Raw genomic sequence first — 11,444 nt, 5'->3', positions numbered from 1 at the left:
AATAAGGAGGTGCTATTCATTATGGGTAAAGATCGTCAAGAACGAAAACTAAGAGAATCTCGCCGCGTTGAATCTGATCGTGACCAATCACTACAATATCCGGGTGCAACTGGACTTGATACACCTGAGCAAGCTCGAAAACAGAATCAGCACTAATGAATACAAAAAGACGGTTTCGATATTGTACGAAACCGTCTTTTACATATTTCTTCATAATTTCTATTCATATTGAAATAACATTTCACATACAAATCTTTCTAAACTTTATTTTTATCCATACCTATTTTTCTTAGAAAAATTAAACCTTCTGCAATAATTCAATGGCACATTATCTACATTTCTCAGTCGCAAATTTTACAAGATACTGTTTATATATAGGAATTATTTCATTTTTCTAGAATATCAATTCCATCCCTCGCTTTATATTACTAAAATGAATAGAAAACAAAAAAATCAACCAAACGGTCGATTTTTTATCTTCTACTATAATGCGTCGTATCAATGCCACGCTGCGTTAACCAATGATACGTTTCGCCCTTTACAACAAGAGGAACAGACTGTAACTCTTCTATCGTCTTCGCGCCAAGAGCTGTCATAATAAATTTCAAGTCTGCATGTAATAGATCAATTTCATCCACTAACTTCTCGATGCCATCTTGCATTAAAATGCGTAAAAAGTATCCAGCAAAAGCAGTTGTATTCGCCCCTAATGCGATTGCTTTCGCTACGTCAAGCGCTGTTTGTATACCCCCAGATGCAATAAAAGAGAGGTTATTATTTGTAGAGGTTGCTTCAATAATCGAGGTAGCTGTTTGTATGCCCCAGTTATTAAAATAAGAAAGCATTCGCTGTCTTCTTTCATTTTCAACAGCAGCAAAATTCGTACCACCTTGTCCACCAATATCAATTGCCGTTACACCTACGCTCGCTAACTGTTGCATTGTTTCCTTACTCATCCCAAATCCAACTTCTTTTACAATGACAGGAACTTTACTATTTAAAACAATTTTCTCAATACGCTGAAGTACACCAGTAAAGTCACGGTCTCCTTCTGGCATCGTTAACTCTTGTATGACATTTAAATGAATTTGCAATGCATTCGCTTCAACCATATCAACAGCACGCTCTGCCTGTTCAACAGTTGCCTCACTACCTAAATTAGCAAAGAAAATACCATTTGGATTTACCTTTCTAATAATCTTATAAGAAGCAGCCTCACTTTCATCTTTTAACGCTGCCATTTGCGATCCTACAGCCATAGCAAGGTTATGACGTTTCGCTACATATGCTAATTGCTCATTAATATGTAACGTTTTCTCTCCTCCACCACCAGTCATCGCATTGATAAAAATCGGCGAACTTAGTGAAAGTTCGCCGATTTTTGTTTCACATGTTATTGTGTCATAATTTGAATTTGGCAAGCTTTGATGCACAAAATCAATATCATGAAAGCCATGCGTACGAGACTGACCAGTAGAAAGAGCGTATTCAATATGATCTAATTTACGTTTTGCCCTTACCACTTGTACCCCTCTTTATTTTTTTAATTTTTTCAGTTGTTCACCAATAATGTCACTTAATTGGAAAGTAGCAGAATCAGCATTCGGTTCATACTGACTATAATCTTCAGTTACATTATTTTCCTCAAGCGCTTCTTTTATACTTAAAGAAATACGTTTCTCTGCTACATGCACTTCAAGCACTTTCACTTTTACTTCTTGTCCCATTTCCAATACTTCATTTGGATTTTTCACGTGACGATTTGCAATTTGAGATACATGCACAAGACCTTCAACGCCCGGTAAAATTTCAACGAATGCACCGAATGTAACAAGACGTTTTACTACTCCTTCACGAATATCTCCAGCTTTTACTTCGCCACCAACATTTTCCCAAGGTCCCGGTTGAGCTGCTTTAATTGATAAAGAAATACGTTGTGTGTCAGCATCAACAGATAATACCTTTACTTTTACCTTTTGACCTTGCTCTAATACTTCAGAAGGTTGCTCTACACGTTCGTGTGAAATTTGTGAAATATGAACTAAACCGTCCACACCGCCAACATTTACGAAAGCACCAAAATCCGTTAGTCGTTGTACTGTCCCTTCAACAACGTCGCCTTCTTTTAATGAAGAAATTGCTTCTTTCTTCTTAGAATCTAGTTCTAATTCTACTACCGCTTTATGCGAAAGGATTACACGATTTTTTTCACGGTCCAATTCAACAATTTTCACGGCTAATGTTTTGCCTTTATAGTCAGTAAAATCTTCTACATAATGTACTTCTACAAGTGAAGCTGGTATAAAGCCACGAACACCAAGGTCCACAACTAATCCACCATTCACGATATCTTTTACGGTAACATCAAATACGTGACCAGAAGTAAATTTCTCTTGTAATTCTACCCATGCTTTTTCTGCATCAACAGCACGTTTAGATAATACAAGATCATCCTCTTCTAACTTAATAACCTTTAATTCTAGTGTTTGATCTAATTCTACAACATCGCTTGCTTTTTCAATATGAACGTTAGCTAATTCACTAATTGGAATTACGCCATCTGTTTTGTATCCAACATTTACAAGCACTTGTTTCTCTTCAACTTTCGTTACAGTACCTGTAACAACGTCACCAACTTGTAATTCTTTTGAATCCATAACTTCTTCATTCATTTTCTCTACCATGGAAATACCTCCCTACAGAATTGACAAAGCATTTTTTATGTATATACGAAATGAAAACAATTGTTTTCATTTGCATGTTTAAGAATTTATCATCACATACGTAAGCTTCATACATTTCACTAGAAAATATATTAAACCTATATAAATAGTATACAGCAAAATCATGTTGAAGAAAGTATGTTTTGAAATATAATAGCGAATATATTCTGACAGTTTTATTCCTCTTTAACTAACTTCTTATAAATCCAGTCATTTGTCAAGGAAAGAGACTCACAATTCACGTATCCTTTACATTTTTATATAAACAAAAAAGAAAGAGGCTACCCCCTTTCTTTATTTCGCAAACACTCCCGAAACAATACCCATAATTTTTTGGACAACTTCTTCAATTGATAAAGAAGTTGTATCTAATTCCAATGCATCATCAGCTTTTTTTAGAGGAGAAACTTCGCGTTCTGAATCTAATTTATCACGCTGAGCAATTTCTTCTTTTAATTGCTCTAAATTAGAATCGAAACCTTTATTCATATTTTCTAAATGTCTTCTTTCTGCTCTTTCTTCAACAGAAGCAAGCATAAAGATCTTCACTTCAGCATCTGGTAACACATGTGTACCAATATCACGACCATCCATTACAACGCCGCCTTTTTCCGCTAACTCTTGTTGACGGCGTACCATTTCTTCACGAACAAGGCGATGTTTCGCCACAATCGATACTCGATTCGTTACCTCAGGTGTACGAATTACTTCAGAAACATCTTGTCCATTTAAAAATACAAGTTGTGTATTTTCTCCTTGCTGAAACTCGATTTTCACATTTTTTACAACTTCCATTAACTGCTCTTCATTTTCAATATCCACTTTTTGCTCAAGGGCTGCGTATGTAATCGTACGATACATTGCGCCTGTATCAATATAAACGTAAGAAAGCTTCTTCGCTACAACTTTCGCAACTGTACTTTTTCCAGCAGCTGCTGGACCATCTATAGCAATTGAAATTCGTTTATCCATTGTAACACCTCATTTTTTCACTTATAAAACAAAACGAAAAGCAGGTATTCTCCTGCTTCTTCTCATTTGCTTCACGTCATTAAATCCTCAATTATTGTAGCATAATCCTTCATAGAAGAAAATGAAAACTACCTATTCACCTGTAAGATTTCTGCTTTGTTTTTTACCATGACACCTTCATAATAAACAATTTTAGATAAATATTTCACTGATGACTTATGTATAAATAACAATTGCACAACAGAAAGACAAATGAATTGTATTATTAATATACGAATAAGCATTCTCTCCATCTTTTTCAACGTAATGGCTCCCTCCTATACTGTATTTGCACATTTCGTTTCGTAATTTTATACATCGTACATATAGCATTTCATTTTATTGTCATTTTCGAGGCATACTTTTATACATTTCCATTGTCGAATTTACTCAAAACATGTTATGTTCTAAATGTATTTTTTTACTTGAAAGGGGTATAAGCATTGAAAAGAATCCTAGTTTTACACACAGGTGGAACAATTGCAATGGAGGAAGATAAAGAAACTGGGGTCGTACAACCAGGTGAAAAAAATCCTCTTTTAAAATTCATTCCTGATTTAGAAGGCGATGTTGATTTAATCGTTGAAGATGTGTTTCATCTACCATCTCCTCATATGACACCGAGCGAAATGTTACAATTACAAGTCATCATTGATGAAAGAGTAAAACAAGACAACATTCATGGCGTAGTCATTACGCATGGTACGGATACATTAGAAGAAACGGCCTATTTCTTAGATTTAACAGTACAAGCAACTATTCCGATCGTTGTAACAGGCGCAATGCGCTCTAGCAATGAATTAGGTGCTGATGGTCTATATAACTTCTTATCAGCTGTAAAAGTCGCTAGCAGTAGTGAAGCTGCCGAAAAAGGCGTTTTAGTCGTATTAAACGACGAAATTCATTGCGCTACAAACGTAACGAAAACACATACAAGTAATGTAGCAACATTCCAAAGTCCACAGTATGGACCAATCGGTATGGTAACAAAACGTGGTGTTGTATTCCACCATGCTTTAGTACATCACGAAACATATTCAGTAAATAAGGTTTCTAAAAATGTAGTCGTTCTAAAAGCGTACGCTGGTATGGACGATACATTGTTAGCAGCAATTGAAAATCTTCCAGTAGACGGGATTGTTATTGAAGCGCTTGGACAAGGTAATTTACCTCCAAGAACACTTCCTAGTCTAGAACGGCTAATAAATAAAGGAATTCCTGTCGTATTAGTTTCTCGCTGTTTCAATGGGATCGTTCAAGATGTATATTCATATGAAGGTGGCGGCAAACAATTAAAAGATATGGGTATTGTATTCACATACGGTTTAAACGCTCAAAAAGCACGTATTAAATTATTAGTTGCATTAGAGAATACAACTTCTCATGAAGCAATCCAAAACATGTTTATGCACGATTAAAAAAGAAGCTGTCGAAGTTTATTCCGACAGCTTCTTTTTATATTTCTCTTGTTGCAATGGTTTGCGCAATCGCATCCCCATGAAATCGACCGTTCTCAATAAATATTTCATTTGCATTATTTCCAGCAGCAATTACACCTGCAATGAAAATATTTGCAGCGTTCGTTTCCATCGTATCCTCTGCATAAATTGGACGTCCTGTCGCTTCATCAATCCGAACACCCATCTTTGTTAAGAAACTATGATCAGGATGGTAACCAGTCATCGCAAATACAAAATCATTTTGGATTGTATATGCTTCGCCATCAACTGTATACGTTAATGTATGTTCAGTAATTTCTTTCACATGAGCCCCGAAATGCATGTGAATTGTACCATTTCGAACTAACGCCTCAAACTCTGGCAAAATCCAAGGCTTTATGCTTGGTGAATACTCACTTCCGCGATATAGTACCGTTACACGCGCACCAGCTTTCACAAGCTCTAACGCGGCATCTACACTCGAGTTTTTCCCACCTATAACTACTACATCTCGATCAAAATAAGGATGTCCTTCTTTAAAATAGTGAGCTACCTTCTTCAATTCCTCACCTGGAACGTTCATATAATTTGGATTGTCATAATATCCAGTTGCTACAACAATATATTTCGCTATATACATTTCTTTACTTCCGTCACGCTTTGTCGTTTCAACCTGAAAAACTTCTCCATCTTTTTGAACTTTCTCTACTCGTTCAAAAGCATTTACACGTACAGATTTACGCTTTACTACTTCACGATAATACGCAAGCGCTTGATTTCGAACAGGCTTACGATTTTCTGTAATAAAAGCTACATCACCAATTTCTAATTTTTCACTAGAAGAGAAAAATGTTTGATGGGTTGGATAATTATAAATCGCATTTACAATGTTTCCTTTTTCAATTACTAACGGATTTATCCCTACCTTTTGCAACGAAATTGCTGCTGCTAATCCGCACGGACCGCCTCCAATTATGATAGCTGTTTCTTTCTGCATACTCGGTTCACTCCTAGTCTTCTACCAATACACTATTTATAAAAACAAGAAAAAACCTACTTACAACAGTAGGCACCTATCTTTATTGTATTCATTTTTCATATATTTGTCATCTAAACGAAACGTACATCCGATAGACATCTGCTAAAAACTGCTGAAATTTAATACCTTGTTTCCCTAAAACATTTTCAGGATCAATCTTTCTGGCTGGATCAAGTGTTTTATGTGATACGATATCTTTTTTCGGATTCAAGCCGAAGTTTTGACATAAATACGCATGATACCACGTAAAACGGGTATATGCTTCCCAAAAATTAACATCACCGCCATAACAAAGCTCCACTCCAATGGCAGCCTTATTGGCATCATACCCATATAAGTCATTATCTGTCGGCACACCATATCGAACATGATAAGCAACTTCATTTATAGGAATAATTTCTAGTATTGTTTTGTCATCTATAAATGTATGTGCCGAAGCTTTCGGTTGTATTTCATTAAAATAATCCCGATTCCCAATCGCATTGCTACCAGGATTCCCCGTATCATGGCTTACAATAAACCTTACTTTAGAAAGAGGAATTCCCGGCCGTGAACTTCCATATCCAATATAGTTACGCTCTATAGGAAACATCGCCATTACTACCAACTCCCGCTTCAGAAGATTACCTTACTTCTTTATATATGTATTCGGTAGCAATGTCCTTATAGCATATTTCTTACGCGAAGAGAAAATCGAAAATATTTGATGTGAACACCATAAATAATAAAATACTTACAGCAACTCCATAAAAACCGTAAAACCAAACACAATCTTCTTTCGTATCTAAACCGAAAAATTTATTTACTGATTGTAATAATGTGCCGCGCTTACTTTGTTTGTTTCTTAATACTTCCACTCGTTCTACAACATCCGCTGGCATCATAAATCTTTGGTCTACTGTCATTTTCATCATTTATCTCTCCTTAAAATCATTTCCGTTTTGTTTATCTAAGGAGAGTATAGCACGTTTGTTCGCATAGAACAAGCGTTCTTTTCGTTTTTATTTTATTTTTCAGCAAATCCAGTAAGAATCGTGATTACAAAGGCGATAATTGGCCCTACTACAACCGCACCAAATATTAAAAACAGTAGCCCTTCCCCGAACACCCGAACAATACTTGTCTTTTTGGCTTTCGTCGTTCTTGCAAGTTCTCCCTCTAACCTCTTAACCTTTTCTTCTAATTGTTCTACCCGTTCCATCATTTCATTTCCCATTTACAACACCTCACTCTAATACTTCAACAAAAAAACGTGATTCCCTCGAAAGGAATCACGTTTTCTCACAATATAATATTATACCCAACCTCTGAAGCGACTTGCTTCAGCCATTTTACGAACACCGACCATATACGCTGCTAAGCGCATATTCACTTTACGAACTTGTGCTGTTTCATAAATAGAATCAAATGATCTTACCATTACTTTTTCTAAACGTTGTTCTACTTCTTCTTCAGTCCAGTAGTAACCTTGGTTATTTTGTACCCACTCAAAGTAAGATACTGTTACCCCACCAGCACTCGCTAATACGTCTGGAACAAGTAAAATTCCGCGATCTGTTAAAATTTTAGTTGCTTCTAATGTTGTTGGACCATTTGCAGCTTCAACAACGATTTTTGCTTTAATATCATTAGCATTTTCTTCTGTAATTTGGTTCTCAATTGCAGCTGGAACTAAAATGTCGCAATCAAGTTCTAACAATTCTTTGTTTGAAATTGTATTATTAAATAGTTTTGTTACTGTACCGAAGCTATCACGACGGTCTAATAAATAATCAATATCTAATCCGTTTGGATCATGTAATGCGCCGTAAGCATCTGAGATCGCAATAACTTTCGCACCTGCATCATGCATAAATTTAGCTAAGAAGCTACCAGCATTACCGAATCCTTGAACAACAACGCGTGCACCTTTAATATCAATGTCGCGTTTTTTTGCAGCTTCGCGAATACAAATTGTAACACCTTTCGCTGTTGCTGTTTCACGTCCATGTGATCCACCTAATACAAGTGGCTTACCTGTAATAAATCCTGGTGAATTAAATTCGTCAATACGGCTATACTCATCCATCATCCATGCCATAATTTGAGAGTTTGTGAATACATCTGGAGCTGGAATATCTTTCGTCGGTCCTACGATTTGGCTAATTGCTCGTACATAACCGCGGCTTAATCTTTCTAACTCACGGAATGACATTTCACGCGGGTCACAGATAATTCCACCTTTACCTCCGCCATATGGTAAATCAACAATACCACATTTTAAACTCATCCAAATTGAAAGTGCTTTCACTTCATTTTCTGTTACATTCGGATGGAAGCGAATTCCACCTTTCGTTGGACCAACAGCATCATTATGTTGTGCACGATATCCTGTAAATATTTTAACAGTCCCGTCATCCATACGAACTGGTATTTTCACTGTCATCATACGAACTGGTTCTTTTAATAATTCATATACTTCGTTTGGATAACCCAATTTTTCTAACGCTTCACTAATAACAATTTGTGTTGAATTCAATAGTTCAAAATGTTGTTCCCTTTGTTGTTGTGTTTTTGTTTGAGTTCCCTTTTCGGCTACCATAGTAAGTAAACCCCCTGTAATTTCACTTGTTTAGTAAACCTTCATTGCCTAGTATACACCGTTAAATTTGGAATGCAATAGAAAACGCTAACAAATATATACAAAGTATTTTCTTTTGCAAGCGTTTTCACTATCATTATAGTCCTTTTATCGCTTTTAGAAAAGTAAAATACTTAAATATTTAAATATTTTTTATTTTATTCATGTACAGTACTTTGAAAAAATACATTTAAGTAAGGTAAAAAACAAAACCTTAGCTATGTTACATTAGCTAAGGTTTTGTTTTTTCACAAAGTAATTGTGTATTTGTTCAATTGCTTGAGAAGCCATTAATTCTTTACCATACTCCATTAGACGATAAATAGTTGCTGTAGACGGATTACCATATTCCGCTAAAATAGCTATAAAATCTGCCTTCAGTAATTGTATTTGCTCCTCTTCTTCCATCCAAAGATAGAAACGCCCATCCCACGTATATAATTTTCCGCCAGTTACATCAAGGTTATATAAACGATTCGACAGGTTAATTACGTCATCTAGTGTAGCAAACTCATAAAGGATATGCTCGCTTTCATCTAGAGTCACTTGCATTTCAATAAACTCGTCACGGAACTCATCATCTGTATCCGCTTCTTGATGTTCTTTCGTTACAATTACGACCATTCCTTGCGCTTGTAGAGAAAATACTTCAACTGCAATCGGGCCATCCGCTTCAAATCCCAATTCTTTATTTGCTTCTTGCATCATATCACGAAATAATTGCTGTACTTTCGGTGCATTTCTCCACAAATCTTCTTTCGTTAATCCTCGTTCAGATAAATCATCAAATGTTAAGAAAATTTTTATCTTATTGTAATTTAATCGTTCCAGCCTCATCTCATACCCTCCCTACGCAACCAATGAATATAATTTTTATTATATGAAATAGAAAATAGATGGTTCTTTTCGAACAACTATTCTAACATTTTTAACCAATCATCCCATTCTTCTTTCGTGTCACCAATTAGGCTTGTTTGAATGTTCAACTGATTTCCAGCACCTATTTCTCCTATAACCCCAACAGAAAGGTTTTCACTTTTTTCTTGCAACAAATTCAAGTAGCTCGTTGCGTTCTTCAGTTCTCGTCCGTCATCAAAAGAGATTACTACATATTTAGGTCTTATTTGCTCAACAGCTAACGTAATACTATCTTCCGCTAAGCTTGCCCTAATATATATCACCTCATATCCTTTTAATCGTAAATACGTTGAGAAAACAAACCCTTTCAACATATTACTTTCTAACACAACAACTTTGTGTATAGAAGAAAACGATGATGCATTATGATATACCATCCCTAGACGCGTTTGTAAAAATGATACGACATATTGGAATTGCACCATTGTAACTTCATTATTATTTTTTAACGTTAACAATTTATTTGACACTTGAAGAACAATACTTGCGATAACTTTTTCTGTTGCATAAATACTAAAGGCCTCGTTTAACAATGCAGAAGTTGTAATTTCATCAAATTTTAACAAAGCTTGTAGTAAATCGTCCACTAAAACAACTTCTCTATCGTAATGTATTTCATTTTGAACACTATTCTGCAAACGATTCCCTTCTAATAATTGAACTGCTTGTCCAATCATCATGCCGGAAGAAACCTTGTCCATTAACCATTTCAAAATTTGAATATGCTCTTCTGTATATAATCGATGCCCCGCATGATTCCGCTTTGGGGCAATCATTTGATATCTTCTTTCCCATGCACGAAGCGTACTTGGTTGAACTCCAATTATTTTTGAAACAGCTTTTATGTTATATTTTCCGTTTAGAGTTGGCATCATTTCCCTCCGCATAACGTAATAATATGTGTTTGAGCAGGTGCTCGGAAGCGAAGTGGAATCAACGTTGTTCCATACCCATTACTAACAAAAAGAGTTATATTTGAATGCTTATATACGCCACCTTTTAAATATTTTTTAGATGGGAATAATCGAATCTGCCCTCCATGTGTATGTCCACTTAGCACAAGTGAAATTTGTTCTTTTCCAGACATTTTATTTATTATATCAGGGTTGTGGCTAATTAATATGCGAAAACCATCTTCTTTACAATCAGCCAACGCTAAATCTAAACGATCACGTTCCAAACCAACATCATCTACACCGAGCAAACAAATTTTCTCTCCTAATTCAGACTCAAATACAACTCTTGTATTATCTAAAACTTTTACATTATTTTCTAATAACAAAGCATCTAATTCATGATATTCAATTTCATAATCATTATTTCCCCATACAAAATATACAGGAGCTATCGCTCTTAGCTTTTGTATATTTGCAGAGATTTTCGATAAAGGGACACCTTTTTCCGCTAAATCACCACCAATAATTACAAGATCAACTCTTCCTTTTACTTGTTCCATTAACGAATTCGAAATGACCCTTCTATGAATATCAGATATAAAAAATACATTTACTTTTTGAAAACTTTTCGGAAATTCTTCAAATATTAAAGTATGTTCTAGCACCGTATTACGCATTGCTTCTGTATACATTACAAGAAGCATTATAATACCAATACAAACGAGAGTACTTAATAAGATAATCCATATCATATATTTTTACTCCCCTCCTCATAAAGATAATCCTCAGTTTTTATAG

The 11,444-nt window shown here is 35.4% G+C and carries 14 protein-coding genes; 2 read left to right on the top strand and 12 right to left on the bottom strand.

Annotation, left to right across the window (positions count from 1 at the left end; genetic code table 11):
* Positions 1–21: 21 nt before the first annotated feature.
* Positions 22–156 carry a YpzI family protein gene (locus tag ACTFR9_RS00220; RefSeq protein WP_000513900.1) on the top strand — a complete coding sequence of 45 codons (135 nt, stop codon included), beginning with the start codon at positions 22–24 and terminating at the stop codon, positions 154–156.
* A 317-nt stretch (positions 157–473) separates the two neighbouring features.
* On the opposite strand, the gene ACTFR9_RS00215 is transcribed toward ACTFR9_RS00220, so the two are convergent.
* The 4 genes from ACTFR9_RS00215 to ACTFR9_RS00200 form a co-directional block, all read right to left on the bottom strand.
* Positions 474–1,523: a type 2 isopentenyl-diphosphate Delta-isomerase gene (locus tag ACTFR9_RS00215; protein WP_000251042.1), complete on the bottom strand. Its 1,050-nt coding sequence runs from the start codon at positions 1,521–1,523 to the stop codon at positions 474–476.
* A 12-nt stretch (positions 1,524–1,535) separates the two neighbouring features.
* The gene (gene rpsA, locus ACTFR9_RS00210; RefSeq protein ID WP_000229577.1) at positions 1,536–2,684 is read right to left on the bottom strand and encodes a 30S ribosomal protein S1; all 1,149 of its coding nucleotides are present in this window, start codon (positions 2,682–2,684) and stop codon (positions 1,536–1,538) included.
* A 333-nt stretch (positions 2,685–3,017) separates the two neighbouring features.
* Positions 3,018–3,695: a (d)CMP kinase gene (gene cmk, locus ACTFR9_RS00205; RefSeq protein WP_000361264.1), complete on the bottom strand. Its 678-nt coding sequence runs from the start codon at positions 3,693–3,695 to the stop codon at positions 3,018–3,020.
* Positions 3,696–3,823: 128 nt separating this feature from the next.
* A complete protein-coding gene (locus ACTFR9_RS00200) occupies positions 3,824–3,997 on the bottom strand; it encodes a YpfB family protein (protein ID WP_000738061.1) in 174 nt (57 codons plus the stop codon).
* A gap of 180 nt (positions 3,998–4,177) precedes the next feature.
* Between ACTFR9_RS00200 and ansA the strand changes: the two genes are divergently transcribed.
* Positions 4,178–5,152 carry an asparaginase gene (gene ansA, locus ACTFR9_RS00195; protein ID WP_000822020.1) on the top strand — a complete coding sequence of 325 codons (975 nt, stop codon included), beginning with the start codon at positions 4,178–4,180 and terminating at the stop codon, positions 5,150–5,152.
* A gap of 37 nt (positions 5,153–5,189) precedes the next feature.
* On the opposite strand, the gene ACTFR9_RS00190 is transcribed toward ansA, so the two are convergent.
* The 8 genes from ACTFR9_RS00190 to ACTFR9_RS00155 form a co-directional block, all read right to left on the bottom strand.
* On the bottom strand, positions 5,190–6,170 hold the full coding sequence (locus ACTFR9_RS00190; protein WP_001168493.1) for a YpdA family putative bacillithiol disulfide reductase: 981 nt from the start codon (positions 6,168–6,170) through the stop codon (positions 5,190–5,192).
* A gap of 109 nt (positions 6,171–6,279) precedes the next feature.
* Positions 6,280–6,810, bottom strand: coding sequence for a peptidoglycan recognition protein family protein (locus ACTFR9_RS00185; protein ID WP_001240643.1), 531 nt, complete (start codon positions 6,808–6,810; stop codon positions 6,280–6,282).
* Positions 6,811–6,889: 79 nt separating this feature from the next.
* Positions 6,890–7,126, bottom strand: a complete 237-nt coding sequence (locus ACTFR9_RS00180; RefSeq protein WP_001983018.1) for a DUF3961 domain-containing protein — start codon at positions 7,124–7,126, stop codon at positions 6,890–6,892.
* A 92-nt stretch (positions 7,127–7,218) separates the two neighbouring features.
* Positions 7,219–7,428, bottom strand: a complete 210-nt coding sequence (locus ACTFR9_RS00175) for a hypothetical protein (RefSeq protein ID WP_000526181.1) — start codon at positions 7,426–7,428, stop codon at positions 7,219–7,221.
* A 78-nt stretch (positions 7,429–7,506) separates the two neighbouring features.
* Positions 7,507–8,793 (bottom strand): NAD-specific glutamate dehydrogenase, encoded by a 1,287-nt coding sequence (gene gudB / locus ACTFR9_RS00170; protein ID WP_000225176.1) that lies wholly within the window; start codon positions 8,791–8,793, stop codon positions 7,507–7,509.
* A gap of 267 nt (positions 8,794–9,060) precedes the next feature.
* Complete coding sequence (locus ACTFR9_RS00165; RefSeq protein ID WP_001235392.1) at positions 9,061–9,669, bottom strand: genetic competence negative regulator; 609 nt, start codon at positions 9,667–9,669, stop codon at positions 9,061–9,063.
* A 77-nt stretch (positions 9,670–9,746) separates the two neighbouring features.
* Positions 9,747–10,622 (bottom strand): MerR family transcriptional regulator, encoded by an 876-nt coding sequence (locus ACTFR9_RS00160; RefSeq protein WP_139264488.1) that lies wholly within the window; start codon positions 10,620–10,622, stop codon positions 9,747–9,749.
* The gene (locus ACTFR9_RS00155) at positions 10,622–11,398 is read right to left on the bottom strand and encodes a metallophosphoesterase (RefSeq protein WP_073536396.1); all 777 of its coding nucleotides are present in this window, start codon (positions 11,396–11,398) and stop codon (positions 10,622–10,624) included. The genes ACTFR9_RS00160 and ACTFR9_RS00155 overlap by 1 nt, the downstream gene beginning before the upstream one ends.
* Positions 11,399–11,444: the final 46 nt, after the last annotated feature.

The sequence above is a fragment of the Bacillus cereus group sp. MYBK222-1 genome, assembly GCF_051916425.1.
GTDB lineage: Bacteria > Bacillota > Bacilli > Bacillales > Bacillaceae_G > Bacillus_A > Bacillus_A paranthracis.
The sequence above is the reverse complement of the archived record's forward strand: the minus strand, read 5'-3'. Positions and strand labels throughout refer to the sequence as shown.

Excerpts from the sequence above, each read along its gene's own strand:
- ACTFR9_RS00220 (WP_000513900.1), top strand. The coding sequence starts at position 22 with ATGGGTAAAGATCGTCAAGAACGAAAACTAAGAGAATCTCGCCGCGTT.
- rpsA (WP_000229577.1), bottom strand. The coding sequence starts at position 2,684 with ATGGTAGAGAAAATGAATGAAGAAGTTATGGATTCAAAAGAATTACAA.
- cmk (WP_000361264.1), bottom strand. The coding sequence starts at position 3,695 with ATGGATAAACGAATTTCAATTGCTATAGATGGTCCAGCAGCTGCTGGA.
- ACTFR9_RS00190 (WP_001168493.1), bottom strand. The coding sequence starts at position 6,170 with ATGCAGAAAGAAACAGCTATCATAATTGGAGGCGGTCCGTGCGGATTA.
- ACTFR9_RS00185 (WP_001240643.1), bottom strand. The coding sequence starts at position 6,810 with ATGGCGATGTTTCCTATAGAGCGTAACTATATTGGATATGGAAGTTCA.
- ACTFR9_RS00180 (WP_001983018.1), bottom strand. The coding sequence starts at position 7,126 with ATGATGAAAATGACAGTAGACCAAAGATTTATGATGCCAGCGGATGTT.
- ACTFR9_RS00175 (WP_000526181.1), bottom strand. The coding sequence starts at position 7,428 with ATGGGAAATGAAATGATGGAACGGGTAGAACAATTAGAAGAAAAGGTT.
- gudB (WP_000225176.1), bottom strand. The coding sequence starts at position 8,793 with ATGGTAGCCGAAAAGGGAACTCAAACAAAAACACAACAACAAAGGGAA.
- ACTFR9_RS00165 (WP_001235392.1), bottom strand. The coding sequence starts at position 9,669 with ATGAGGCTGGAACGATTAAATTACAATAAGATAAAAATTTTCTTAACA.
- ACTFR9_RS00160 (WP_139264488.1), bottom strand. The coding sequence starts at position 10,622 with ATGCCAACTCTAAACGGAAAATATAACATAAAAGCTGTTTCAAAAATA.
- ACTFR9_RS00155 (WP_073536396.1), bottom strand. The coding sequence starts at position 11,398 with ATGATATGGATTATCTTATTAAGTACTCTCGTTTGTATTGGTATTATA.